The organism is Neorhizobium sp. CSC1952, assembly GCF_030378245.1.
Classification (GTDB): domain Bacteria; phylum Pseudomonadota; class Alphaproteobacteria; order Rhizobiales; family Rhizobiaceae; genus Neorhizobium; species Neorhizobium oryzae_A.
Genome location: NZ_CP128416.1, coordinates 3752965 through 3777599, shown reverse-complemented (window position 1 = coordinate 3777599; position 24635 = coordinate 3752965). Strand labels below are relative to the sequence as shown.

22 protein-coding genes are annotated in these 24635 nt (G+C 62.6%); 10 read left to right on the top strand and 12 right to left on the bottom strand.

The window, feature by feature from the left end:
* Positions 1-2 precede the first annotated feature (2 nt).
* Both QTA58_RS18390 and QTA58_RS18385 read right to left on the bottom strand, forming a co-directional pair.
* On the bottom strand, positions 3-563 hold the full coding sequence (locus tag QTA58_RS18390; RefSeq protein WP_289673213.1) for a DUF922 domain-containing protein: 561 nt from the start codon (positions 561-563) through the stop codon (positions 3-5).
* 157 nt (positions 564-720) lie between these two features.
* Positions 721-1680 (bottom strand): trypsin-like peptidase domain-containing protein, encoded by a 960-nt coding sequence (locus QTA58_RS18385; protein ID WP_085424764.1) that lies wholly within the window; start codon positions 1678-1680, stop codon positions 721-723.
* 268 nt (positions 1681-1948) lie between these two features.
* Here QTA58_RS18385 and QTA58_RS18380 point away from each other — a divergent pair, with 268 nt between their 5' ends.
* Both QTA58_RS18380 and QTA58_RS18375 read left to right on the top strand, forming a co-directional pair.
* Complete coding sequence (locus tag QTA58_RS18380; protein WP_289670018.1) at positions 1949-4036, top strand: TonB-dependent siderophore receptor; 2088 nt, start codon at positions 1949-1951, stop codon at positions 4034-4036.
* Positions 4036-5262 carry an MFS transporter gene (locus QTA58_RS18375; protein WP_289670016.1) on the top strand — a complete coding sequence of 409 codons (1227 nt, stop codon included), beginning with the start codon at positions 4036-4038 and terminating at the stop codon, positions 5260-5262. Before QTA58_RS18380 ends, QTA58_RS18375 begins: the two co-directional genes overlap by 1 nt.
* 21 nt (positions 5263-5283) lie before the next feature.
* On the opposite strand, the gene QTA58_RS18370 is transcribed toward QTA58_RS18375, so the two are convergent.
* Positions 5284-6369, bottom strand: a complete 1086-nt coding sequence (locus tag QTA58_RS18370; RefSeq protein WP_289670015.1) for a siderophore-interacting protein — start codon at positions 6367-6369, stop codon at positions 5284-5286.
* A 263-nt stretch (positions 6370-6632) separates the two neighbouring features.
* Here QTA58_RS18370 and QTA58_RS18365 point away from each other — a divergent pair, with 263 nt between their 5' ends.
* The 8 genes from QTA58_RS18365 to QTA58_RS18330 all read left to right on the top strand — a co-directional run bounded on the left by QTA58_RS18365 (position 6633) and on the right by QTA58_RS18330 (position 14799).
* The gene (locus QTA58_RS18365) at positions 6633-7385 is read left to right on the top strand and encodes a FadR/GntR family transcriptional regulator (RefSeq protein WP_289670014.1); all 753 of its coding nucleotides are present in this window, start codon (positions 6633-6635) and stop codon (positions 7383-7385) included.
* 71 nt (positions 7386-7456) lie between these two features.
* Positions 7457-8362, top strand: coding sequence for a 5-dehydro-4-deoxyglucarate dehydratase (kdgD, locus tag QTA58_RS18360; protein ID WP_289670013.1), 906 nt, complete (start codon positions 7457-7459; stop codon positions 8360-8362).
* Positions 8363-8366: 4 nt separating this feature from the next.
* Positions 8367-9503 (top strand): mandelate racemase/muconate lactonizing enzyme family protein, encoded by a 1137-nt coding sequence (locus tag QTA58_RS18355; RefSeq protein ID WP_289670012.1) that lies wholly within the window; start codon positions 8367-8369, stop codon positions 9501-9503.
* On the top strand, positions 9503-10384 hold the full coding sequence (locus tag QTA58_RS18350; protein ID WP_289670011.1) for an amidohydrolase family protein: 882 nt from the start codon (positions 9503-9505) through the stop codon (positions 10382-10384). The genes QTA58_RS18355 and QTA58_RS18350 overlap by 1 nt, the downstream gene beginning before the upstream one ends.
* A gap of 67 nt (positions 10385-10451) precedes the next feature.
* Positions 10452-11411 (top strand): TRAP transporter substrate-binding protein, encoded by a 960-nt coding sequence (locus QTA58_RS18345; RefSeq protein WP_289673211.1) that lies wholly within the window; start codon positions 10452-10454, stop codon positions 11409-11411.
* 85 nt (positions 11412-11496) lie between these two features.
* The gene (locus tag QTA58_RS18340; RefSeq protein WP_085424773.1) at positions 11497-12018 is read left to right on the top strand and encodes a TRAP transporter small permease; all 522 of its coding nucleotides are present in this window, start codon (positions 11497-11499) and stop codon (positions 12016-12018) included.
* Positions 12018-13298 carry a TRAP transporter large permease gene (locus QTA58_RS18335; protein ID WP_289670010.1) on the top strand — a complete coding sequence of 427 codons (1281 nt, stop codon included), beginning with the start codon at positions 12018-12020 and terminating at the stop codon, positions 13296-13298. The genes QTA58_RS18340 and QTA58_RS18335 overlap by 1 nt, the downstream gene beginning before the upstream one ends.
* A 67-nt stretch (positions 13299-13365) precedes the next feature.
* The gene (locus QTA58_RS18330; protein WP_289670008.1) at positions 13366-14799 is read left to right on the top strand and encodes an aldehyde dehydrogenase family protein; all 1434 of its coding nucleotides are present in this window, start codon (positions 13366-13368) and stop codon (positions 14797-14799) included.
* Between the two features lie 72 nt (positions 14800-14871).
* Here QTA58_RS18330 and msrA read toward each other — a convergent pair whose 3' ends face one another.
* The 9 genes from msrA to QTA58_RS18285 all read right to left on the bottom strand — a co-directional run bounded on the left by msrA (position 14872) and on the right by QTA58_RS18285 (position 24575).
* Positions 14872-15396, bottom strand: a complete 525-nt coding sequence (gene msrA, locus QTA58_RS18325; protein ID WP_085425135.1) for a peptide-methionine (S)-S-oxide reductase MsrA — start codon at positions 15394-15396, stop codon at positions 14872-14874.
* A gap of 77 nt (positions 15397-15473) precedes the next feature.
* Positions 15474-16667: a mandelate racemase/muconate lactonizing enzyme family protein gene (locus QTA58_RS18320; protein ID WP_289670007.1), complete on the bottom strand. Its 1194-nt coding sequence runs from the start codon at positions 16665-16667 to the stop codon at positions 15474-15476.
* Positions 16668-16677: 10 nt separating this feature from the next.
* A complete protein-coding gene (locus QTA58_RS18315) occupies positions 16678-17589 on the bottom strand; it encodes a dihydrodipicolinate synthase family protein (RefSeq protein ID WP_289670006.1) in 912 nt (303 codons plus the stop codon).
* The gene (locus tag QTA58_RS18310) at positions 17586-18422 is read right to left on the bottom strand and encodes a carbohydrate ABC transporter permease (RefSeq protein ID WP_289670005.1); all 837 of its coding nucleotides are present in this window, start codon (positions 18420-18422) and stop codon (positions 17586-17588) included. Before QTA58_RS18310 ends, QTA58_RS18315 begins: the two co-directional genes overlap by 4 nt.
* A 1-nt stretch (position 18423) precedes the next feature.
* Positions 18424-19356, bottom strand: coding sequence for a sugar ABC transporter permease (locus tag QTA58_RS18305; RefSeq protein ID WP_289670004.1), 933 nt, complete (start codon positions 19354-19356; stop codon positions 18424-18426).
* A 215-nt stretch (positions 19357-19571) separates the two neighbouring features.
* Positions 19572-20843, bottom strand: a complete 1272-nt coding sequence (locus QTA58_RS18300) for a sugar ABC transporter substrate-binding protein (RefSeq protein WP_289670003.1) — start codon at positions 20841-20843, stop codon at positions 19572-19574.
* A gap of 81 nt (positions 20844-20924) precedes the next feature.
* A complete protein-coding gene (locus QTA58_RS18295) occupies positions 20925-21731 on the bottom strand; it encodes an SDR family oxidoreductase (RefSeq protein WP_289670002.1) in 807 nt (268 codons plus the stop codon).
* On the bottom strand, positions 21728-22822 hold the full coding sequence (gene ugpC, locus QTA58_RS18290) for a sn-glycerol-3-phosphate ABC transporter ATP-binding protein UgpC (protein WP_289670000.1): 1095 nt from the start codon (positions 22820-22822) through the stop codon (positions 21728-21730). The genes QTA58_RS18295 and ugpC overlap by 4 nt, the downstream gene beginning before the upstream one ends.
* Before the next feature lie 28 nt (positions 22823-22850).
* Positions 22851-24575 carry an SMP-30/gluconolactonase/LRE family protein gene (locus tag QTA58_RS18285; RefSeq protein WP_289669999.1) on the bottom strand — a complete coding sequence of 575 codons (1725 nt, stop codon included), beginning with the start codon at positions 24573-24575 and terminating at the stop codon, positions 22851-22853.
* Positions 24576-24635 lie beyond the last annotated feature (60 nt).

The window sequence follows — 24635 nt, the reverse complement described above, 5'->3', positions numbered from 1 at the left end:
GATTATTTCCCATTGACCAGATTGAGGATGAGCTGATGGACGTTGCCGCCGTCGCTCATCTCCATGCGGTCGAAATCGCTGCTCCGTTGCCGCTGCGCCCGTGAAATTTCGCCGAGCTTCGACTGCAGCTCGGTCCTGACCTTCGCGCATTTCGGGTCATCGGGGACGCTGAGCCCGACGCTCACCCGCTCGATCTCCTTCACCATGTCGGTGATCATCACTCCATGCACCTCTTCGTGCCTGCGGACACCGGCGATGAAAACGTCCCACTTCTTCTTGAGATCCGGCGACAGGGCCGAAACCGGCTTCGGCAGCACATAGGTGATGACGAGCCGCGGCAGGGCAGAAACCAGTGTGCAGGCGCCGTTCGGCTGCGGCTCGTATTTCCGCGTCCAGGTGAGCTTGAAATTGGTGTGGGCGATGGTGCGCACCTCTCGGCCGATCTTCGGACCGCGTTCGCCGATCGAGGCATAGAGTTCTATGCCGGACGTGCCGGTGATCGCATAGGTCTGCACCTGCTCGGTGGCCCGCCATTGCATCTGAGCGGTCGCAGGAAGAGGCATGAGCGCGAGACAGGCTGCCTGCCACCAGATTCCAATGCCTCTTCTCACGTCCTGCCTCCAGATGCGCGCCGGAGGACGAAACTAAAAGTGGAAGGAGATGGTTGCAATCGTCGAAACGAAGCATTCTCCGCGAAGTCGACAGGCGCGGACGGAAAGCTCAGCTCTTCGGGCGCGCTGCGGGAACCAGAACCCGGTCGACGATCTGAGAATCGAGATCGTAGACGGAAATCGGCGTCTCCTTGCCGATGCGGGTCCCGTCGAGCAGACGGATCAGGTCGTCTGCGCCGGCAACGGGATGGCCGTCGATCGCCAGGATGAAATCGCCTTCCTTCAGGCCCGCTCTGTCGGCCGGACTGCCCGGATCGATGCGGCGGATGCGCACCGTCGTTTCCTGCACCATCCCCGCTTTCAGCGCGACGCGGCGCGGCAGCGCCGTGGTGTCGACGACGATGCCGATGAAGGCGCGGCGTACATGGCCGAAGCGCAGGAGCTCCGACACGACGAAGTTCGCGGTGTTGGACGCAACGGCGAAGGCAATCCCCTGCGCGCCGTGGATGACGGCCGTGTTGACACCGACGACCTCGCCCGACGCGGAAACCAGCGGTCCGCCGGAATTGCCGGGGTTGAGCGCCGCATCCGTCTGCACCACGTCGTCGATGAGCCGGCCGGTGGAGGCGCGCATGGAGCGCCCGAGCGCCGAGACGACTCCAGCGGTGACCGACCAGTCGAAGCCGAGCGGATTGCCGATCGCGATGGCGATGTGGCCGCGCCTCAGTTTCTTGGAATCTCCGAGCCGCGCCCAGGCCTGGACGTCCATGTCGGCGCGCACCAGCGCGATATCCGTATCGGCATCGCGCCCGAGCACGCTGCCGTGTCCGACAGCACCATTCGCGCTGCGGATACGGACGGTCTTGGCGTCGGCGACGACGTGATGGTTGGTAATGATCAGGCCGTCGGGCGAGATGGCAAAGCCCGATCCATGCCCGCTGTCGCCGAGCCGTTCGATGCGGCTGACGGCGGGGCCGACGCGATCGACAGCGCCGGCAACGGTCTCCGAATAGGCGTCAATGAGGGCGCCATCCTCGGGGACCGGAGGATTGGTATCGATAAATCCCATGACAAGAACTCCGGAAAGTCACCCTTCGGAAGAGGAAGGGAGAAAGAAGAAGCTGATGTGGTGGGCGTAAGAGCGCGAAACAAGGACCCGAAACTCTGCACCGCCGCTCTCGGACTAAGATGAAGGAGCGAGGCACCGGCCAAATGATGCCCGCAGGATACACCCGCCGATAGAGCTCGAATTGTCTCCGCCCGGTCGGCTCACGAATACTTGACAATCTATGTCATATTTGTGAGTCCCCGCAAATCATGAGCGGTGGAGACAAGTTATGATTCTAAAATACCGTATCGGCCTGCTGACGGCCGGCGTTGCCATAATATCCTGCGGTCCGGCCTTCGCGCAGGCTCCCGACGCCGACACGACCCTGGCACCGATCGTGCTGGAATCGGAAAGCGACGACATCCTTGTCCAGGACGGCTACGTCGCGAAATCCGACCGCATCGGCACCAAGGTGGACACGCCGATCGTCCAGATTCCCCAAGCCATTTCGGTCGTGACCCAGGACCAGATCGAGGATCAGAAGCCGCGCACCCTCAACGAATCGCTGACCTATACGGCAGGCGCCAACCCCAACAGCTTCGGCTACGATTCGCGCTATGACGCCTTCTACCTGCGAGGCTTCCCCGTCTATTACACCGGCATGTTCCGTGATGGGCTCAAGCAGTTCAACGGCCCCTCCGCCTGGTTCCGCACCGAACCCTACGGCCTCGAAGGCATCACGGTCCTCAAAGGGCCGGCATCCTCGCTCTACGGCGTCAGCGGCCCGGGCGGCATCGTCAATTTGGTGACCAAGCGGCCCAAGGACGAGCCGTTCCATGAAGTCGAAACGCTGATCGGCCAGGACAACCGCTACCAGGCGGCCTTCGATTTCTCCGGTCCGGTCGATGAGGAAGGCGCGTTCCTCTATCGCCTGACCGGGCTCGGCCGGAAAAGCGACACGCACATCGAAGGCTATCGGGACGACACGGCCTACATCGCCCCCGCCTTCACCTGGAAGCCCGACGAGGATACCAAGTTCACCCTGCTTGGCGAATATTCCCGTTCCGTCACCGGCAGCACCGCCTACTTCTACAATCCTTCCCTTGGAGAGGTCTCCGACATCTATAGCGGCGACCCCGACTGGAACGACCTGACGACCAGGCAAGGCCGGATCGGCTACGAATTCGAGCATCGCCTGAACGACGTTGTGACGTTACGTCAAAACCTGCGTTACCATGATGTGGATGTCGACCTCCAATATAGCGGGTTCAATCCTTCACCGCCGGCCCGCTCCTGGGCCCATTACAAGGAGCGCGTGAAGAATTTCGGCGTCGACAACATGGCGCAGTTCGAGTTCGACACCGGACCGGTGAGCCATACGGCCGTGGTTGGCTTCAACTACAGCTGGTGGGACTACTCCACGCGTGCCAAGGGCTCGGCAATTTCCATCGACGATCTGAAAGGACTTCCCTTCAATCCGGCCGGAAGCCAGGAAATGGACCAGTATGGCTTGTACGTCCATGATCAGATGGAATGGGACAACTGGACGCTCTTCCTGAGCGGCCGGCAAGACTGGGCCATGTCCAAGAGTGTTCCCTCCACGGGTACGGAGGTGGACAGCACCGACAGCGCCTTCTCCGGCCGTGTCGGCCTGTCCTATAGAACGGATTGGGGCGTAATACCCTATGCGAATTATTCCCGGTCTTTCTCGCCCAATGTCGGCTTCGTCTACGATGCCTCCAACACCCGCTCGGTTGCCAAGCCTACCTTGGCCGACCAGGTCGAGGTTGGTGTCAAATACGAGATTCCGGACACGAACGCAGTGCTCACTGCCAACTATTTCGACATCAAGCAAACCGATGGCGTGATTTTCGACGGCACGTTCGATACGGACGGCAACCAGGTCCAGCGCCAGCTCGACCTGCATTCGCGCGGCGTCGAACTTGAGGCGAACGCCTCCTTCGACAATGGCTTCAGCCTGATTGCCTCTTATACGTATATGCGGATGGAAATCGACGAAGGCCTGCCTGGAACCGTCGGAAACCAGCTTTCCGCAACGCCTAATCACATCGCATCTCTCTGGGGTCACTATCTCTTCGAGGACGGTCCGCTGGCGGGTCTGGGAATAGGCGCCGGCGTCCGCTACATCGGTAAAAGCTATGGCGATGACGGGAACACCTTCAAGAACGAGGCTCGGACGCTCGTCGATGCTGCCGTCTCCTATGATTTCGGCTATCAGAACCCGGATCTGAAGGGGCTTACGCTGCAGGTGAATGCCAAGAACCTGTTCGATACGGTCAAGCCTATCTGCTCTGCCGGCAATTGCTACTGGGATGAAGGCCGCACCGTCTATGGCAGCCTGCGGTACCGCTTCTGATGTCTGAGGCCGTGCAAACCGGAAAGGTCTCGCCGCTCCTCGTGCTTTCGGGGATCGGCGGACTTTATGTGGCGCAGAGCGTCATCGGCGGCATCACCTGGACGGGCCTGCCGGCGATCATGCGCTCGGAGGGCGTGCCCCTCGACCAGATCGGCTACGTGTCGCTGATCGCACTGCCCTGGGCGCTGAAATTTCTATGGTCGCCGTGGGCGGAACGTTATCGCCTGCCCCCGGCCGGAAAAAACCGCTCGGCTGAGATCGTGGCGATCGGCGGGCTGATCTGCATCGTCGGCCTGTTTCTGGCCGGCAATCTTTCGCCCAGCGAAGCGATGCCGCTGCTCGGTTGCCTGACGATCGTCGCTTTCGCCGCTTCCACCGTCGATATCGCTTGCGACGGCTTTGCGGTGCAGAGCCTGGCGAAGGCCGAGCACGGCTGGGGCAACGCGGCACAGGTCGGCGGCGCCTATCTCGGCTCGGCGATCGGCGGCGGCCTGTTCCTCTTCCTCGTGGGCATCTTCGGCTGGTCCTGGGCAGCCTGGACCATGACCACCGTTCTCGTCCTGCTCGGCCTGCCCTTCCTGCTGGGGGCCGCCCGCAACCTGCCGGAAGAGGCCCGCCAGCACGTGCCGTCGCTCGGCGCGGCATTGAAGCGACCCGAACTCCGCCGGGGTTTGCTCGTTTCGGCGGTCTTCGTCATCGCGCAGAAGACGGCGATGGGCATGATCGGACCATTCCTGGTCGATACCGGCTTCGATGTGGCGACGATCGGGCTTTTGAACGGTCTCGGCAGCATTTTCGTCGGACTTGGCGCAGCACTCCTTGGCGGACTTTGCGTCAGGCTCTGGGGTGTCCGCGCCGTGCTGGTCCTGTCCCTGTTGATCCAGGCCGCCTTTCTTGCCCTGTTCTCCTTTGCCGCCTTCACGAGACTGCTGCCGGAAAGCCTGCTGGTGATTGCCGCGATCGGCAGCTCTTCCGGCATCATGGCCTTCGGCTTCGTGGCGCTCTACGCGCAATTCATGCGCTGGTCCAACCCGAAGCAGGCCGGCGTCGATTTCACGCTCTTCCAATGCATGGATGCGCTTGTGAGCATCATCGGCGGCATGCTGGCCGGTCAGATCGCCAATGCTTTCGGCTACGGCATCTTCTTCGGCTGCGCGGCCGCTCTTGCTGTCAGCGCCGCGCCGGCGATCGCAACGGCGGCAAAGCCGGAAAATGCTGTCGCCTGAATTCTTAAGAGCGGCGTGACTTCACGCCGCTTCGCTGCGGGCATCGTCGCCCTGCGCACCGCGGCGCCAATAGGCGACGATGAGCTGCCTGTCCTTCGCCAGTCCCCACTCCTTGCGAACGATCCGGCGGATTTCCTTGAAGTCGGTGAACTCCGAACCGGACCAGACGAAGATGTCTTCCGGTAAGGTTTTCGGATCGATCTTCCGCACGGCGTCCGAAAGAAGCCCGGTGGTCCCGGCCGGACGGCCTTTGCGGAAGAGCCACCGCACCGATGCGGTTTCGGCCTTGAGCGGCAGGATATCGCCCGGGCCATCCACCTCGATCCACACATCGGCGGTCCTGCCCTCAGGCAGCTCCCTGAGAATGCGGGAGATCGCCGGGATGGCCGTATCGTCGCCGAGCAGGATCAGGTGCCCGCCATCTGGAACATGTTCGCCGCCGGGGCCGATCATGCCGATCACCTCACCCGGTTTCGCCGTCTGCGCGAACTTCGCGGCCGGCGTTTCCAGGCCCGGATGCAGCACGAAATCGATATCGACAAAGCCTTTTTCCACGTCGATCGCCTGGATCGTATAGATCCGCACGGTAAGCGCATCCTCGCCCTGCGGCCAGACGAGAAGCCCGTCCTCGCCGATCGTCGGCCAGACAGGTTTCCGTCCCCGCGGCGGGATCAGCAGCCGGAGATGGATACCACCGGACGTGAAGCGGCCGATATCCCTCGCGGAGAAACGCAACCGCTGCATATGCGGTGAAATCCGCTCGGACGACATCACCGTGATCTCACGGAAGAACACAGGGATCGATGACGTGCCGCCATCGCCCGACCAGCGGATGGCCACGGCGGAGTCGAGATATTCCCGCACATGGCCGGCAACGATCATCCTCATATAGGAAAGATCGGTCTCATCCGCCGCGGAAACCCTGATCTTCAGGTCCTGATCGTCCAGCTCCAGGATCACAGAACCGTAATGCATGCGGAACCGCCATTCGTTTCTGCGCTCGACCGGAAGCTGATGGTCCTCGTGGTCCCGGCACATCCCGCGGACCGCGACCGCCGCCGCCTGGTGCCGGATCACAGTCTCGGCGGTGAGTTCCTGGCTTGTCATCGAATGTCCTTTCGTGCGGGTATGGCAAGCCCACAGATAAAGCGGATTCGATCTATCAAGTTTTTATCCGGTATTGAAGTCTCTTGCGAATGTTTCTTCGGAGTATGGGAGAGGAGTGAATCCAACTTGTTCGTGACAAGCGCCGCTACTTATCATACATGTTTGAGAACTCGACTAATGAGCTGGCTCGGTTTGGCGCCGAGGCTCACTTGATATATGAGTTGGCGCCACATCGCGGCACGCCCTGAGCATGGAGGAAGGAAATGAGCGTTGAGACGAAACTCGATACCGGAAAAGGATCGGGGACGCTTGTTTCAAAACTGGGCGATACGCTCCGCCATGCGATCGTGACCGGCCAGTTTCCGCCGGGCTCGCGCCTGCCGAGCGAAGCACAGCTGACCGAAACCCATGGCGTCAGCCGCACCGTCGTGCGCGAGGCGATCGCCGCTCTCCGCGCCGACCGCCTCGTGGAGGCTCGCCAGGGCGCCGGCGTCTTCGTGCTGGAGCCGCCCTCTTCCACGCCATCGTCCATGCTGTCGTTTCCCAGCATCGATCTCGCGCGTGTCTCCTCGATGATCGAACTCCTGGAGCTGCGGACAGCGGTCGAGGTCGAAGCGGCAGGTCTTGCTGCACTGCGCCGGTCGCCTGCACAGGAGGAGGTCATCCTCGAGCGGCATTATGCGGTGAGAGCCTGCCTGGAGGCGTCGCGGCCGACCAGCAAGGCCGATTTCGCCCTGCATCTCGCCATCGCCGAAGCGACCAACAATCCTCGCTTCCGCGAGTTCCTGACGATGATCGGCCGCAGCCTCATTCCGCGCGCCGCCCTTCGCCCGGACGACTCGGAGACCGACCAGACCGCCTATATCAAGCTTCTCGACGAGGAGCATGAGGCGATCGTGGCGGCGATCTCGGACGGCGACGAGGAAGCCGCTCGCGAGGCCATGCGCAGCCACCTGCGCGGCAGCCAGTTGCGCTATCGGTCGCTTCTCAGGGAGCTCAGGGAATCTGTAAGATGACTTGTTGACACAAGTCGGGCCGACCTGTACGACAATTCTGTCTGGAGGAGACGCTACAGAGGAAGTCCATTATGGCGCCAGAAGAGATCAAGGCTGCGCTTGGCGCTGGCCTGCTGTCCTTTCCCGTAACCCACTTCGACAAGGAAGGTCAGTTTCAGCCGGAAAGCTACCGCCGCCACGTCGAATGGCTGTCCGGTTTCGAGGCCCCTGTTCTGTTCGCGGCTGGCGGCACGGGCGAATTCTTCTCGCTGTCCCCGAATGAAATTCCAGGCATCGTCGCCGCCGCCAAGGAAGCTTCCGGCAAGACGGCGATCGTCTCAGGCTGCGGCTTCGGCACGCATGTCGGCGTCGAACTGGCCCGGGCGGTCGAAAAGGCCGGTGCCGACGGCATCCTGCTCCTGCCCCATTATCTGATCGATGCCCCGCAGGAAGGCCTCTATCAGCATGTGAAGCGCATCTGCCAGTCGGTCGGCATCGGCGTCATGGTCTACAACCGAGACAATTCGGTTCTCGGCGTGGACACGTTGAAGCGGCTCTGCGACGAATGCCCGAACCTGATCGCCTTCAAGGACGGCACCGGCGATATCGGCCTTGTGCGGCAGATCACCGCCACCATGGGCGACCGTCTGATGTATCTCGGCGGCATGCCGACGGCGGAGCTCTTCGCAGAAGCCTATCTCGGCGCCGGCTTCACCACCTACTCCTCGGCGGTCTTCAATTTCGTGCCCGGCCTCGCGGTCGAATTCTACAAGACGCTGCGTGCGGGCAACCGCGCCCGTTGCGAGGAAATCCTCAGGGATTTCTTCTATCCCTTCATGGCGCTGCGCAGCCGCCGCAAGGGGTATGCCGTCGCGGCCATCAAGGCCGGTGTGCGCCTGCAGGGCTTCGATGCCGGAAAGGTGCGGCCGCCACTCGACGACCTGACCGCGGAAGAGGAGGACATGCTCCTCAAGCTTATCGGCTCTCACAGGCGCTAATCCGATGAAGATCGCCTCCGTCCGCACCCACCTCCTCGAGCACAAGCTAGACGTCGCCTTCGAAAGCGCATCCATGCGCTTCGATCGCCGCGCGCACGTGCTCGTCGAAATCGAATGCGACGACGGCACGATCGGGTGGGGCGAATGCCTCGGCCCTGCCCGTCCGAATGCTGCGGTCGTTGCGACCTACGCGAACTGGCTGATCGGCGAGAACCCGCTGGAGACGGAGAAGATCTGGGCGCGGCTTTATAACGCGCTGCGCGACCAGGGCCAGAGCGGGCTCGCCGTCACCGCTCTCTCCGGCATCGACATTGCGCTCTGGGATATCAAGGGCAAGCATTTCGGCGTACCAGTTTCGATCCTGCTCGGGGGTCGTTTCCGCGAATCCGTCAGGGCCTATGCGACGGGCAGTTTCAAGCGCGACGGCGTCGATCGCGCCGAGGACAATGCGGCGGATGTCGCCCGTTACCGCGAGCAGGGTTTTCACGCCACCAAGATCAAGATCGGCTTCGGTGTCGAGGAGGACCTGGCGGTCATTCGCGCCGTGCGCGATGCGGCCGGCCCCGACATGCGGCTGATGATCGATGCCAATCACGGTTATGACGCCGTCGAGGCGATCAGGCTCGGCAACGCGGCTGCCGAATACGGTATCGACTGGTTCGAGGAGCCGGTCGTGCCCGAACAGCTCGCCACCTATCGCGAAGTGCGCGCCCGCCAGCCGATCCCGGTCGCCGGCGGCGAGACCTGGCATAGCCGCTGGGGCATGCGCGAGCCGGTGGAAACCCGCGCCGTCGATATCCTGCAGCCCGACCTTGCAGGCGTCGGCGGTTTTACCGAGGCTAAGCGGGTTGCCGACCTTGCGGCGCTGCATGGCATACGCGTCGTACCGCATGTCTGGGGCACCGCCGTCCATATCGCCGCCGCCTTGCAGTTCATGGCCGCGATGGTGCCAAGCCCCGTTCGGGTCAACCCGATCGAACCGATCCTCGAATTCGACCGCACCCACAATCCGTTCCGTCAGGCGGTGATCAAAACGCCGATCGAACACGAGCGCGGCGTGGTCCAGATCCCGAACGGCCCTGGCCTCGGGATCGAAATCAACCGCGATGCGCTCGCCGAATTCCGCATGGGAGATATCTGATGCTCGTCCGTACCCTTTCCGGCACCCCTCTCAAGACCAAGCTGCCGAAGGGCACAGTCGACACTCAGATGCACATGTACCTGCCGGGCTATCCCTCCCTCCCTGGTGGACCGGCGCTGCCGGTCGGCGCTCTGCCGGATGCGGACCAGTACAGGCAGCTCATGCGCTGGCTCGGCATCGACCGGGTCGTCATCACCCAGGGCAACGCCCACCAGAGGGACAATTCCAATCTTGTCGCCTGCCTTGCCGAAATGGGTGATATCGCCCGCGGCGTCGGCGTCATCGACGCGACCACTTCCGATTCCGAGATGGAGCGTCTTTCAGCAGCCGGGATCGTCGGCGCGCGGATCATGGATCTGCCCGGCGGCGCCGTAAATCTCGGCGAGCTCGAGGCGGTCGATGCGAAGGCGACGGCCCATGGCTGGATGCTGGCGGTCCAGTTCGACGGCAGCGATATCCAGGATCACGAAGAGCGGCTCGCCAAGCTGAAGTCCCGCTGGGTCCTCGATCACCATGGCAAGTTCTTTGCCGGCGTCACGCCGGAGAGCCCGCAGATCGCGGCCGTCAAAAGGCTGATCGATGCCGGGCGCTGCTGGTTCAAGTTCGCCGGCGTCTACGAATCCTCGAAAGCCGGCGGACCGGACTATGCCGATGTCGCCGCCTTTTCCCGCGAGATCGCGAAATACGCGCCGGAACGCATCGTCTGGGGCACCAACTGGCCGCACAATCTCGCCCGCGAACAGGCCGACTATCCGGATGACGCCGCACTCACCGACACCGTGCTTGGCTGGCTGCCGGACGAAGCCGCGCGCCATCGCGCGCTCGTGAAAAATCCCGAGGAGCTTTACGGCCTTCCCGAGTGGGAAGCCGGAGGGAAGTGACGAACGATAACCGGAGCGAGGAGGCTCCGGATTTTAACCAGAGGAGGAAGACTTGAAAATCACCACGATGATCGGCCTCGCATTGGGCCTGGCGCTCGGTGCAACCACGGTTCACGCGCAGGAGATCACGCTGCGCTCCGCCGACATCCATCCGGACGGCTATCCGACGGTCGATGCCGTCAAATATATGGGCGAACTGGTGTCGCAACGCACCAACGGCCGCATCAAGATCCAGGTCATGAACAATTCGGTTCTCGGCCAGGAAAAGGATACGATCGAGCAGACCCGCTTCGGCGTCATCGACATGAACCGCGTCAATGCGGCACCGTTCAACAATCTCGTGCCCGAGACGGCCGTTCTCGGTCTCCCCTTCCTTTTCCGTTCGCCGGACCACATGCACAAGGTCGTCGATGGTCCGATCGGCGATGAAGTTCTCAAGGCCTTTGAACCTCATGGGCTGATCGGCCTTGCCTATTACGACTCCGGCGCGCGCTCGTTCTATACGACCAGGAAGCCGGTCGAGAAACTTGCCGACCTCAAGGGCATGAAGATCCGCGTCCAGCAGTCCGACATGTGGATCGCCATGATGCAGGCCTTCGGCGCCAACCCGACGCCGATGCCGATGGGCGAAGTTTATTCCTCGCTGGAAACCGGCGTGGTGGACGGCGCGGAAAACAACTGGCCCTCCTACGAATCGGCGCGTCATTACGAAGTTGCCAAGAACTACTCTCTCACCCAGCATTCCATGACGCCGGAAATTCTCGTCATGTCCAAGATATCCTGGGACAAGCTTACCCCGGACGACCAGAAGATCGTTCGCGAAGCGGCCAAGGAATCGGTCGGCAAGATGCGGGAATTGTGGGCGGCCCGCGAAAAGAGCTCTGAAGAGAAGGTCCGTGCCGGAGGCGTCAACGTTGTCACCGTCAACAAGGATGAATTCGCCGCGGCGATGAAGCCGGTCTACGACCGCTTCGTCACCGATGCCAAGCTGAAGGATCTTTTGAAGCGCATTCAGGACGTGCAGTAAATTGAAACAGCAGCCCGGCCCTCGAGCGGGGGCCGGGCTTTAACGGGCCGGTTGTCGTCATGTTTCGGCGAGGAGGACAAGAACCATGAGGAATTTCATGCTGGCCGTGAGACCGATACTGGGCGGTCTCAGCCGGATATCGCTCTACATCGCCGGCATCGGCATCGTCGCCATGACGCTCATTGTCGGGTGGCAGGTTTTCGGCCGATATGTGCTGAACGATTCACCGACATGGTCGGAACCGCTTTCCCTTTACCTCATGTCCTGGTTCATCATGCTCGGGGCCGCGGTGGGCGTCCGTGAAAGCGTCCATCTCGGCCTCGACATCGTACGCTATGTCATGCCCCCGGCAATCCAGAAGGCCATGGACCTCGTGAGCCTCGGCCTGATCGTGCTGTTCGGCATCGGCATGGCTTATTATTCCACATTGCTTGCCATCGGCACATGGTCGGCCACCATCCCGGTTCTCGGCTGGCCGGGCGGCACCGACTTCTTTCCCATGATCGCCGGGGGCGTCATGATCGCTCTTTTTTCCCTCGAACGCTTCGTTGACGTCGCCATCGGCGAGGAAATCGCCGCGGATGTCCTGGTTCAGGAGGCGGCATAATGGCCTATACCATCCTTTTCGGCACCTTCACGCTTCTCATGCTGATCGGCACGCCGATCGCCTTCTGCCTCGGCATCGCTTCGCTGGCCACCGTGCTCTACATGGGCCTTCCGCCGATCGTCGTCTTCCAGCAGTTGAATTCGGGCATGAACGTCTTTGCCATGATGGCAATCCCGTTCTTCATCTTTGCCGGCGACCTGATGGTGCGCGGCGGCATCGCGCACCGGCTGATCCGCTTCGCAGCCGGTCTCGTGGGCCACATGCGCGGCGGGCTCGGTCAGGTGAACGTCGTCGCTTCGACCCTGTTCGGCGGCATCTCCGGCTCCGCGGTGGCGGACGCTTCCGCCGTCGGCGGCCTGATGATCCCGCAAATGGCGAAGCGCGGCTATGACAAGGACTATGCCGTCAACGTGACGGTGAACGCGGCGATCATCGCCCTGATGATCCCGCCGTCGCACAACATGATCCTCTATTCGATCGCGGCTGGCGGCAACGTCTCGGTGGCCGACCTCTTCACGGCCGGCATCATTCCAGGCCTGCTTCTGGCAGTGGCGCTGATGTTTACGGCCTGGTGGGTTGCCCGCAAGCGCGGTTATCCGGCGGAGCCTTTTCCGGGCTTGGCGCGCGTAGGCTATTACCTGCTTGCCTCGCTGCCGGGCATCCTGCTGATCGGCATCATCTTCGGCGGCGTCCGCTCAGGCGTGTTCACCGCAACCGAAAGCTCCTGCATCGCCGTCCTCTATGCCTTCCTCGTCGCCATGCTGGTCTATCGCGAGCTGAACTGGGAAGGCTTCGTCGAAGCGGTCATGGGCGCGGTCCGCACCACCGCCATGGTTCTGCTGGTCATCGGCACGGCTGCGTCGTTCGGCTGGCTGATGGCTTTCCTCCAGGTACAGACACTGATCATCAGCGCGATCGGCGCCGTCTCGGACAATCCGATCATCGTCCTGCTCATGATCAACATCATCCTGCTGATCCTCGGCACCTTCATGGACATGGCGCCCATGGTGATCATCTCGACCCCCATTCTGCTGCCGGTCGTCAAGGCGTTCGGCATCGATCCGGTGCATTTCGGCGTCGTCATGATCCTCAATGCCGGCATCGGCTTGAACACGCCGCCGGTCGGCACCGTGCTCTTTGTCGGCTGTGCAGTCGGCGGCATATCGATCCGGGAGGCGATGCGCACGATATGGCCTTTCTTTGGCGCCAGCATCGCCGTACTGATGGCGGTGACGTACATTCCAGCTCTCTCGCTCTGGCTGCCGAGTCTCTTCAGATAGAAACGGCACGCATCATCTTCCTGCCGGTCCCGCTCCCACGGGACCTTTCACATGAAAGGAGAGGTCCATGACCATCTACCAGAACCTGATCGCCGGCGAATGGGTCGGCGCTGACGCTTCGAAAAACATCAACCCTTCCGACACCAACGACGTCGTCGGCCTGTATGCCCAAGGCAGCGCCGAGGACGCCAGACAGGCGATTGCCGCGGCCAAGGCTGCCTTTCCGGCCTGGTCGCGCTCCGGCATCCTGGAACGCCATGCGGTGCTGAGGAAGACTTCCGACGAGATTCTTGCGCGCAAGGAAGAACTCGGAAAACTGCTGGCGCGCGAAGAAGGCAAGACGCTGCCGGAAGCGATCGGCGAAGTCACCCGCGCCGCGCAGATCTTCGATTTCTTCGCCGGCGAGGCGCTGCGCCTGACGGGAGAAATGGTTCCTTCCGCCCGTCCGGGGATCGGCGTCGAGATCACCCGCGAACCGCTCGGCGTCATCGGTATCATCACGCCCTGGAATTTCCCGATCGCCATTCCGGCCTGGAAGATCGCGCCAGCGCTCTGCTACGGCAATACCGTGGTCTTCAAGCCGGCCGATCTCGTGCCCGGCTGCGCCTGGGCGATCGTGGATATCCTGAACCGAGCCGGTCTCCCGAAGGGCGTCCTGAACCTCGTCATGGGCCGCGGTTCCGTCGTCGGGCAGGCCATGCTCGACAGCCCGGATCTTGCCGGCATCACCTTCACCGGCTCGACCGGCACCGGCAAGCGCGTGGCTCTCGCCTCGATCGAGCATAACCGCAAGTTCCAGCTGGAAATGGGCGGCAAGAACCCGATGGTCGTGCTCGACGATGCCGACCTCGCCGTCGCCGTCGAGGCCGCCGCCAATTCAGGCTTCTTCTCGACCGGCCAGCGCTGCACCGCCTCCTCCCGCCTGATCGTCACGGAAGGCATCCACGACAGGTTCGTCGCGGCGCTGACCGAGAAGCTCAAGTCGCTGACGGTGGACAACGCCTTGAAGCAGGGCACGCATATCGGCCCGGTCGTCGACGAAAAGCAGTTGAAGCAGGACACCGATTATATCGAGATCGGCAAACAGGAAGGAGCGAAGCTTGCTTATGGCGGCGAGCTCCTGAAGCGCGACACGCCCGGTTTCTACCTGCAGCCGACGCTCTTCACCGAAGCCACCAATCAGATGCGCATCAGCCAGGAAGAAATCTTCGGGCCGGTCGCGTCGGTCATCCGCGTGAAGAATTACGAGGAAGCGCTGGCCGTCGCGAACGACACGCCCTTCGGTCTTTCGGCCGGCATCGCCACCACGAGCCTGAAATACGCCACCCATTTCAAGCGCAATTCGGAGGCCGGCATGGTGATGGTCAACCTGCCGACGGCCGGCGTTGACTTCCACGTGCCCTTCGGCGGCCGCAAGGCTTCGTCCTTCGGCCCGCGCGAACAGGGCAAATATGCCGCCGAGTTCTTCACCGTGGTGAAGACCGCCTACACGCAGCCCTGACAAAAACCGGCGCAAACAAAAGGGCGCTGCCGTTGACGATGGCAGCGCCCTTTTTCATTCAGTTATGATCGTTCATTCGGCGGCCGCAACACTGGAGCGTTTCGGCAGCGTCCAGTTCGGGCGCGGGAAATGGCAGGTATAGCCATTCGGATAGCGCTCCAGATAATCTTGGTGCTCCGGTTCCGCCTCCCAGAAGTCTCCGACCGGTTCAACTTCCGTCACCACCCTGCCCGGCCACAGGCCGGAGGCGTTCACATCGGCGATCGTGTCTTCGGCGACACGCTTCTGCTCGTCGTTTTCGTAATAGATCGCCGAGCGGTAGCTCATGCCGATATCGTTGCCCTGTCGGTTCTTGGTGGTGGGATCGTGGATCTGGAAGAAGAACTCCAGAAGGTCGCGATAGCTCATCTTCGCAGGGTCGAAGATGACTTCGATGGCTTCGGCATGGGTGCCGTGATTGCGGTAGGTGGCGTTCGGAACATCGCCGCCGCTATAGCCGACGCGGGTGGAGATCACGCCCGGAAAACGGCGGATCAGGTCCTGCATGCCCCAGAAACAACCGCCCGCCAAGACGGCCCGTTCGGTAGTCGTCGTCATGCTTTCCTCCTTCGGTTTGGGATTTGCCCTAAAATGGCGCTCCGCGGACGGAAATTCAATGACGATCAGCCAGCCCGTCACCGCCGGATGGCGAATTCGAACACCTCTTCCTTGGGTTCCACGCCGAGGCCGGCGCCGGTCGGCACCACATAGGTCCCCTCGCCCGAAGCCATGTCGCCCCTGGTATAGGTGAGGTTCCGGTCGAAGATCGAGTGCTGGTATTCGTGATAGGGCACGTTCTGCAGCGCCGACGACGCCTGCAGGCTCGCCGCCATGAAGATGCCGACGCTGATCGAAGCATGCGGCATGATATTCATGTGGAAGGCCTGCGCCATCTGGCCGATGCGGATGAATTCCGTAATTCCCGTATGGCCCATTTCCGGCTGGACGATGCTCATCGCCCGTGCTTCGAAGCGCGGCCTGTATTCGTAGGTCGTGCGCAATTCCTCGCCGAGAGCGAGCGGCACGCCGATGCCGGCCGCAACCCGCGCCTGGCCTTCGAGGTTTTCCGGCTGCACCGGGGCTTCCGCGAAATAGAGATTATAGGGCTCCAGCCGCCGGATGATGCGGATCGCCTCGCCCGCCTCGAACTTCCAGTGCAGATCGACCATCAGGTCGATATCGGGCCCGACGGCTTCGCGCAGCGCCGCCATTTCCTTGACGATATCCTCCTCGGAAACGACAGCCGCGAACTTGATGCCCTTGTAGCCCTTGCCGACCCAATAGGCGGCGAGATCGCAGCGCTCCTTCAGCGTCGCCTTCGGCAGGCCGGAGACATAGGCTCGGATCGTATCGTGCCGCCGCCCGCCGAGCAGCGTCGAGACCGGCACGCCGAGGTTCTTGCCGGCGATATCCCAGAGCGCAATATCGACGCCCGCCAACGCATCGAGATAGTAGCCGCCGAAGAAGCCGCGCACCCGCATCAGGTCGTAGAGGTCTTCGTGGATGACCGCCGCATCGCCGGGATCCCGGCCGATGATGACCGGCCCGAGCACGTCGTCGATGATCGCCTTGGTCGCTTCCGGCGCCACGATGCCGTAGCACTCGCCCCAGCCCACCTTGCCGCTTTCGCCCGTCACCTTGATAAGCAGCGTCATGTCGGTCGAGGGATAGATCGTGCGGTTGCCCTTGCGGATCAGGTAACCACGCTCATTGATCGCCTCGCCCTCCTTCAGCGGCCCGAGATAGGGCACCTCCCGCGGAATGGAGATGATGAACGTCTCCACCGCGACGATCGCATCGACAACGTTTTTCGGCCTAGATCTCGGCATGGGTCCCGGCTCAGTTCGGCTTGTGATTGGTATAGGGCAAATCGGCCTCCGCCAGAAGCAGCGCCAATTCCTTGCGGTCGCCCTCGTCGAATTTCGGTCCCTTGCCGCGCACGAACGTATTCCTGATGACGCCGCGGCGGCGCAGCACTTCCTTGGTCATGTGCATGCGGAAGATCGCCTGGAAGTTCAAAAGCGGCAGCGAGACGTTGTAGAGCTTTCGCGTCGTCGCGACATCGCCCTTTTGCCAGGCATGGATCATCTGCGCATGGATGTCGGCGAGTTCGGCGGCCGGCATGGTGCCCGCGGCACCCCGCGCCAGCTCATCGGTGATATAGCGTCCGCCGGCGCCGCCGAAGATCGCGTCCAGCGAGCCGTTGGCCGCCGCCTTGATGCGGGTCAGATGCTGGCCGCAGGGCGCGGTCTCTTCCTTGACGTAGCGGATTTCCGGAACGGCATTGGCGATCGCCGCCACCTCTTCCGGCGTCAGCCCCGCACCGATCGGCTTCGGCTGGTTCTGCAGCATGATCGGCACGCCGGCATTCGCGGCGACTTGCCTGAAATAGGCCGTCTGGGCAGCGATGTCGTTGCCGAGCGAGAGCGGCGCCATCACCATGGCAGCTCCCGCCCCGATCTCCGCCGCCTGTGCGACGTGCCGCGCTGCTGCTTTCGGATCCGGATCACTGGCTCCGATGATGATCGGTATGCGCCCGCCGATCCGCTGGGCGAGCAGTTCCACCTGCCGTTGGCGTTCCTCCTGCGTCAGCGTGTCCACTTCGCTCGCGACCCCCGGATAGACGACGCCGTCCACCCGGCTCTCCAGCGCGAAGTCGATAATGGAGATGAAATCCGCCTCGTCGATCGAGCCGTCGTCGCGGAAGGGGGTCGGAAGAACGGGAAAAGCTCCGGCTAAAGGTTTGGTCATTTGACTGCTCCGGCGGTGACGCCCTGAATGAAGTAACGTTGGAGGAACATGAAGGCCACGACGATGGGCGCGGATGCGATCAGCGATGCCGCCATGGCGCCCCCCCAATCGGAATTGACCTCGTTGAGATAGGTGAGAAGCAGGCCCGGCCCGATCGTGCGCTTGTCCTCCGAGACGATCAGCGTCATCGAATAGAGAAGATCGTTCCAGGACCACATGAAGGAATAGAGGAAGACGGTGACGATCGGCGGGATCGAGATCGGGATGACGATCGTATGGAAGATGCGCAGATCGCTGGCGCCGTCCGCCCGCGCCGCATCGATCAGCTCGTCCGGCACCTGGGAGAAGTAGCTGTAGAGCATGTAGGTCGAGACGGGCAGCGCGAAGACGATATAGCTCAGGATCAGCCCCGGCCGGGTGTCGAGCAGGCCGATTTCGCTCATCAGCGGATAGATGGAGATCAAGAGCAGGCCGAACGGGAACATCTGCGCCGACAGCATGAAGAGCATCACCGGCTGGCGGCCGATATAACGATACTTGGCGAAGCTGAAGCCGGCATAGAGAGCCAGCAGCGTCACGAGTGCCGCGCTGCATGTCGAGGTGATCAGGCTATTGGTCAGGTACATCGGCAGCTTGCCGGTGGTCAGCGCAGTCACGAAATGCTGCAGGCTCGGCATGGTCGGGAACGGCGTCGGCACGACCTGATAGAGCTCGGCATTCGCCTTCAGCGAGGAGATCACCAGCCAATAGAGCGGAAAGAACAGGAAGAACCCGATCGCGATCAGCGCGAGGAAGAAGACGAACCTCGCCTGGCGGGAGGAAAGATCGAACATATCAGTTTCCTTTCACCAGCATGCGCAGATAGAGGAAGGCGGGCGGCAGAAGCGAAGCGACCCAGAGCACGCCGACCGCCGACGCAAAACCGATGTCCCACTGCTCGAAGGCGCGGCGATAGACCTCGACGGAGAGCACCGTCGTCGCCCGCACCGGACCGCCGCCGGTCAGCGCATAGATCGTATCGAACTGCTGCAGATTGCCGATCACGCCCAGCACCACCACGATGATCAGGACGGGACGCAGGTGCGGCAGGATATGGTCGCGCAGCACCGCCCAGTTGCCGGCGCCGTCAACGCGGGCTGCATCGATCTGCTCCTTGTCGAGGTTCTGCAGGCCGGCCAGGAAGAAGGACATGAAAAGCGGGATCGACAGCCAGATTTTGGTGAGCACCACCGCAAGCATGGCGCCCTCAGGTGTCGAGAGCCAGGCTTGCGGGAAATCGATGATCCCGAATTCCATCAGGAAGGCGTTCAGCACACCGTAACGGGAGTTGAAGATCCAGCCCCAGATGAAGGCGCTCACCGTCGACGGCAGCACCCAGGGAAGCAGCGAGAGCGAACGCAGCACCCCGCGCCCGGCAAAGGGCTGGTTCATGATCAGCGCCCAGCCGAGCCCCGCGACCAGCGTGCCAAGCGTCGTCAAGGTCACATAGACCGCAGTGGTCCAGAACGCCGCCCAGACATCCGGGTCGGAAGCGATCTTCGCGAAATTCTCGAAGCCGATGTAACGCGGCTCCATCATCTCGACCGTGTATTCGAAAAGCGACAGGCCAAGCGCCGAAAGGAATGGATAAAGGATGACCGCGGAAAAGGCGATCGCGGCCGGCAGGAGCAGCAGAAGACCCATGCGGCTCTGCCCGGCCTTCAACCCGCCCCGGTTCGCATGCGGCGAGACCGGATAGGCTCCGACATTGTTTTCGATCACGGCCATGAGATCATTTCCTGTTTGGTATTGAAGGCAGTCCGCTTTGAGAGGCAGCCCCCTCACCCGGCCTCCGCTTCGCTAGGCCACCAGCCGGGGACGGACCGACGGCCCCGCCCCGTCCTCCGCCCCCCGAGGGGAGAGGAGGAATGGCGACCGCTCGGCAAATCCCTTCTCCCCTCGGGGAGAAGGTGCCGGCAGGCGGATGAGGGGGCGCCCCGCCCCTACTCCGACTTCTTCGCCTTTTCCATGCTGGCCGTAAGCCGCGCCTGCATGGATTTGACGGCATCATCGGCAGACTTCTGGCCGAGCAGCGCACCCTGCACTTCCTCACCGATGACATTGGTGAGCTCGGCGGCATTCGACCAGATACCGACCTCGTTGCGGCGGGCATCGCCTGTCGCAGCGGACCAGTTCTTCAGATAGGCGTCGCCGGCAACGGCATCCCGGGCGGACTTGGTGACCGGCAGCGCGCTCATCTTCAGCGGAAAGTCGGTCTGCACCTTGTCGGAGGTGAGATAGGTCAGGAACTTGTCGGCCGGGTCATCCGCCTTGGCCTTGCCGCCATCGGCGAACTGTACGAGCAGGTGTCCCCACTGTACGGAGACCGGCTTGTCCTCGGCCTTCAGAACCGGCGTCGGCATCGGCAGCACGTTGACGTCGAAAGCCTCGCCCTTGCCGGAAAAGTCGCGCAGGAAGGTACGGGTCTGCGGCGCGTCGAAATAGAAGGCGGAAGCGCCCTGTCCCATCAGGCGGCGGCCGTCCGGACGGTCGATTTCCGGTGCGGCCAGCCGATCCTTCATCAGGCCGACCATGAAGGTAAGCGCGTCGCGGCTCTGCTGGCTGTCGACCACCACCTTGCCGCTATCGTCGATGATGCGGCCGCCATGGACCCAGTTCCAGACCATGAAGTCGATCAGGATCGACCCGTTGTTCTTCGTTGCCATCGTATAGGGCACCGAATTCGGCACCTTGTCGCGCACCGCAACCAGAGCGGCCTTGAACTCATCCAGCGTCTTCGGAGCGTCGTTGATACCGGCCTTGGCAAGGACCTCCTTGTTTGCGACCATGCCGATCGATCCGGAGAGCAGCGGCAGCGCAAGCTGCTTGCCGTTGATATTGCCCATCGCGAGCGCATCCGGTGCGAAGGCGGCTTCGAGCTTGTCCTTGCCATAGACCGTGTTCAGGTCGACGAGGTTGTCGAGGCTCGCGAAGGTCGGCAGCCAGCGCTCGGAGAGCTGGGCAATGTCCGGCAGGGTTTTCGACCGGGCGCGCAGGAAAATGTTCTTCTGCATGTCGCCCCAGGCGAAACCGAGCGGCTCGACCGCCAGGTTCTCGGCTTTCTTGAAATCGTCGAGCGTCGTCTGGACGATCGCCTTGTTGGCTTCTTCCGCATAAGTGAAGCTCATGAAGCTCAAATCGGCTGCGTTCGCGGCACCTGCTCCAAGAGAGCAGGCGATCGCCGCGGTCCCGATCAGTCTGGTTATGCAGTTCATCAGATCCTCCCAATGAAACGATGATGGAACTCTGTTTCAATCTAAAAAGAGACAAGCGGCGAGCGCCAATCCGCCTGCCCCTCAGACAACGCCCCCGTCCACGATGAATGTCTGCGCCGTGATAAGGCGGGAATCGTCCGCCGCCAGGAAGAGCGCCATGCGGGCGATATCGGGCGGCAGCAGATGCTCCTTGAGGCACTGGACCTCAAGATATTCGGAAAACTTGCCCTGGTAGATGCGTTTCGCCCGCTCCACCTGACGTTCGGTCAACACCCAGCCGGGCGCGATCGAGTTGACCCGGATGTTGCGCTCTCCAAGCTCGCGGGCGAGCGACTTGGTCATGCCCATGACGGCGGACTTCGCGGTCGTATAGAAAATCAGACCCGCTGCGCCGCGCATCCAGGAAATCGAGCCCATATTGATGATCGCGCCGCCGCCGGCTTCCGCCATTTCGGGCACGACGGCCTGGACTGCAAAGAACTGGTGCCGCAGGTTCGTCTGGAACCGCTCGTCCCAGTATTCCGGCGTGACCTCTTCGATCGGCCTGCGGTCGTCGTTGCCGGCATTGTTGACCAGGATACGGATCGGCCCGATCTCCGACCGCAGTGCCGCGATACCGGCCTTCAGCGCATCGATGTCGCGCAGGTCGGCAGCCCGATAGAACGGCTTGTTACCGGTCTTCTTGCCGATGGCCTCCGCCGTCTCATCCGCCACATTGGCGTTGAGCTCGATAAAACCGACCCTGCAGCCTTGTGCGCAAAAATGCTCGACCAGCGAGGCGCCGATGCCGGAACCGCCGCCGGTAATCAGCACGCCCTTTCCCTTGAGGCTCGGATATTTCGCGGCCTCGACACGGACTTTCTCGACGAGTTCCGGATGGATGGTCATGCAGCCTCCAGGGCGACGGGGCGCGCAGACGCGAGCGACAGACCATCGGCGGAAAAGACATGGATCATCGCCGGATCGACATGAACGCCGATCGGTTCGTTGCGCTTGACGGCGCGGTCGCCGGAAAGACGGACGACGACCATCTCTTCCGAACCATCGAGCGCAACATAGGCATAAGTGTCGCTGCCGAGGTGCTCGGTGATGGTCACCGTGCCGGCGAGCGAATCCGGCGCACCGCGGTTGACCAGCTCCACATGCTCCGGCCGAATGCCGATCTCGGCCGGGGCGGACGCGAGATTGCGCGGCAGCCGCACCTCGCCGCCCGGCACGGTGAAGACGCCCTCGCCTTTCCTGGACCCGAGCTTCAGGAAATTCATCTTCGGCGAGCCGATGAAGCCCGCGACGAAACGGTTGACGGGCTTGTTGTAAAGATCGAGCGGCGAACCGATCTGCTCCACCCGGCCGGCGTTCAGCACGACGATCTTGTCCGCGAGCGTCATCGCCTCGATCTGGTCGTGGGTGACGTAGATCATCGTCGTGCCGAGCGTTTCCTTCATGCGGGCGATCTCGATCCGCATCTCGACGCGCAACGCCGCATCAAGGTTGGAGAGCGGTTCGTCGAACAGGAAGATGCGCGGTTCACGTACGATGGCGCGGCCGATCGCGACGCGCTGACGCTGGCCGCCCGAAAGCTGGCGCGGCTTGCGCTCCAGATAGGCATCGATGCGAAGCTTCTCTGCGGCTTTGGCGACGCGGGCGGCGATCTCCTGTTTCGGCGTACCGGCAAGCCGCAGCGCATAGCCCATGTTTTCCGCAACCGTCATATGCGGGTAAAGCGCATAGGACTGGAAGACCATGGCGATGCCGCGCTTGGCCGGCGGCACGTCGTTCACCAGCTCTCCATCGATCGCCATCTGTCCGGACGAGATCTCGTCGAGGCCGCAGATGAGCCTGAGAAGAGTGGATTTTCCGCAGCCGGAAGGCCCCACGAAGGCGACGAATTCACCGTCCTCGACCGTCAGGTCGATGCCCTTCAGCACTTCGGCCGAGCCGAAGGATTTGCGGATGTCTTTGAGTTCAAGCTTGGCCATTGGCTCCTCTCGGGGCTCCTCTTCCCTTTCAGCCCGCGAACATCTGCGCGGCCTGGCCCTTGATGCCGGTATCGACGGCGAAAACGCTGCCGGAAAGCGGCGCTTCGGAAAGCTGCGCTGCCGAAAGCCGGATGCGCGCGGACGTGACGAACAGGGTCTGCAGGTCCGGACCGCCGAAGACGCAGCTCGTCGGCCGCGGTACCGGCAGATGCACGACCCTCTCCACCTTGCCGTCGGGATCGTAGCGGGTGACGCACCAGCCGTCCCAATGAGCTATCCAGAGGAAGCCCTCCGCATCGACGGTCATGCCATCCGGCTTGCCTTCCGCTTCCGGCACCACAACGAATGGCCGCCGGTTGGCGATCTCGCCGCTTTCGATATCGAAATCATAGGCATAGATGGTCTGGCGGTTGGTGTCAGTGAAATACATGGTGCGATCGTCCGGGCTCCAGCCGAGCCCGTTCGAGACGTGGAAGCCGCGATCCATCTCCCTCGTCCGGCCATCCGGATCGATCCGCCACAGCCGCCCCTGGTCCGGCGTCGTGTCGATCGCCAGCGTGCCCGCCCAGAGCCTTCCGCGGCGGTCGCATTTGCCGTCGTTGAAACGGTTGTTCGGCCGGTCCGCTTCAGGCCGGGCGATCGTCGTGATATCGCCGGTCGCAAGATCGATGCCGCGGATTTCCCCATGCATGGCGGCGACGAAGCCGCCCCGCGAGCGCGGGATCACGAAACCGATCAGCTCCGGCACCTGCATGGATGTGTAGGTGCCCTTGACCGGATCGCCCGTGTGCACGGCCGGCGCCAGGATATCGACGAAATAGAGTTTCTTGTGCTCCGGCGACCAGTGCGGCCCCTCGCCAAGAAAGGTGCTTGCCGGAATGACGCAGCGCACATCGGCGCGATCGGGGCCGAGGGGACGCGGCTTGACCGCAAGCGACATGGCGAATTCTCCAAAATTGCCGGATGTGCGGCGCGCCGCCTCGATGACATCGCGCCCGAACGCGTGCAGCCGGTCGACCGGCAGCCGGAAGGACGGACCGATGATGCCGATCGCGCCGATCGGCTCGCCGCGGTGGTTGAGGACGGGTGCGGCAACCGAGGAAATGCCGATATGCTGCTCATCGACGGAGACGGCATAACCCCGCGCCTTGGTGAGATCGAGCTGACGGCTGAGTTCTTCCGGATTGACGATCGTGTTCGGCGTCAAGCGTTCGAGCTCAATGCCGTCGAGCAGCGCACGGCGTTTTTCGAGCGACAGATGCGCCAGGATCGCCTTGCCGAGGCCGCTGGCATGCGGCACGGCGCGCGAACCGACGCCGTTGTTGAGCCGAAGCGGCTGCGGCACTTCGCGCTGGTCGATATAAAGCACGCTGTCGCCATCCAGCACGCCGAGACGGATCGCTTCGCCGGTCAGGTCGCGTAGCCGCGCCAGTTCCGGTTCGGCCGCGCCGCGCAGGTCGAAATTGTCCCAGACCTTGTGGGCCCATTGAAAAAGCCGCGGCGCCAATCTGTAGACCTGATCGCGCGTGTCGAAAGCGAGCAGCCGCTCATCCACCAGCGCCTGCAGAAGACGATGCAGCGTGCCCTTCGGCAGTTGTGTCTGGTCGAGCAGTTCGGTGAAGCGCAGCCCCCGGGCTTCGGCCGCCACGGCATCGACGATCTGGATGCCGCGCGTCAGCGCCTGGACGCCCGGCACGCCATGCGTGTCGTTCGCCGCTTCCTTGTCGATCGCTTCCAGTTGAACCTTGGCCATAACCTCTCCCGAGCGGCGTTTTTTGTCCCTGCTCCCACAGCACGCCGCCTTGCTCTTGCC

Coding starts and splice junctions, on each gene's coding strand:
- QTA58_RS18390 (WP_289673213.1), bottom strand. CDS start 563: ATGCCTCTTCCTGCGACCGCTCAGATGCAATGGCGGGCCACCGAGCAG.
- QTA58_RS18385 (WP_085424764.1), bottom strand. CDS start 1,680: ATGGGATTTATCGATACCAATCCTCCGGTCCCCGAGGATGGCGCCCTC.
- QTA58_RS18380 (WP_289670018.1), top strand. CDS start 1,949: ATGATTCTAAAATACCGTATCGGCCTGCTGACGGCCGGCGTTGCCATA.
- QTA58_RS18375 (WP_289670016.1), top strand. CDS start 4,036: ATGTCTGAGGCCGTGCAAACCGGAAAGGTCTCGCCGCTCCTCGTGCTT.
- QTA58_RS18370 (WP_289670015.1), bottom strand. CDS start 6,369: ATGACAAGCCAGGAACTCACCGCCGAGACTGTGATCCGGCACCAGGCG.
- QTA58_RS18365 (WP_289670014.1), top strand. CDS start 6,633: ATGAGCGTTGAGACGAAACTCGATACCGGAAAAGGATCGGGGACGCTT.
- kdgD (WP_289670013.1), top strand. CDS start 7,457: ATGGCGCCAGAAGAGATCAAGGCTGCGCTTGGCGCTGGCCTGCTGTCC.
- QTA58_RS18355 (WP_289670012.1), top strand. CDS start 8,367: ATGAAGATCGCCTCCGTCCGCACCCACCTCCTCGAGCACAAGCTAGAC.
- QTA58_RS18350 (WP_289670011.1), top strand. CDS start 9,503: ATGCTCGTCCGTACCCTTTCCGGCACCCCTCTCAAGACCAAGCTGCCG.
- QTA58_RS18345 (WP_289673211.1), top strand. CDS start 10,452: ATGATCGGCCTCGCATTGGGCCTGGCGCTCGGTGCAACCACGGTTCAC.
- QTA58_RS18340 (WP_085424773.1), top strand. CDS start 11,497: ATGAGGAATTTCATGCTGGCCGTGAGACCGATACTGGGCGGTCTCAGC.
- QTA58_RS18335 (WP_289670010.1), top strand. CDS start 12,018: ATGGCCTATACCATCCTTTTCGGCACCTTCACGCTTCTCATGCTGATC.
- QTA58_RS18330 (WP_289670008.1), top strand. CDS start 13,366: ATGACCATCTACCAGAACCTGATCGCCGGCGAATGGGTCGGCGCTGAC.
- msrA (WP_085425135.1), bottom strand. CDS start 15,396: ATGACGACGACTACCGAACGGGCCGTCTTGGCGGGCGGTTGTTTCTGG.
- QTA58_RS18320 (WP_289670007.1), bottom strand. CDS start 16,667: ATGCCGAGATCTAGGCCGAAAAACGTTGTCGATGCGATCGTCGCGGTG.
- QTA58_RS18315 (WP_289670006.1), bottom strand. CDS start 17,589: ATGACCAAACCTTTAGCCGGAGCTTTTCCCGTTCTTCCGACCCCCTTC.
- QTA58_RS18310 (WP_289670005.1), bottom strand. CDS start 18,422: ATGTTCGATCTTTCCTCCCGCCAGGCGAGGTTCGTCTTCTTCCTCGCG.
- QTA58_RS18305 (WP_289670004.1), bottom strand. CDS start 19,356: ATGGCCGTGATCGAAAACAATGTCGGAGCCTATCCGGTCTCGCCGCAT.
- QTA58_RS18300 (WP_289670003.1), bottom strand. CDS start 20,843: ATGAACTGCATAACCAGACTGATCGGGACCGCGGCGATCGCCTGCTCT.
- QTA58_RS18295 (WP_289670002.1), bottom strand. CDS start 21,731: ATGACCATCCATCCGGAACTCGTCGAGAAAGTCCGTGTCGAGGCCGCG.
- ugpC (WP_289670000.1), bottom strand. CDS start 22,822: ATGGCCAAGCTTGAACTCAAAGACATCCGCAAATCCTTCGGCTCGGCC.
- QTA58_RS18285 (WP_289669999.1), bottom strand. CDS start 24,575: ATGGCCAAGGTTCAACTGGAAGCGATCGACAAGGAAGCGGCGAACGAC.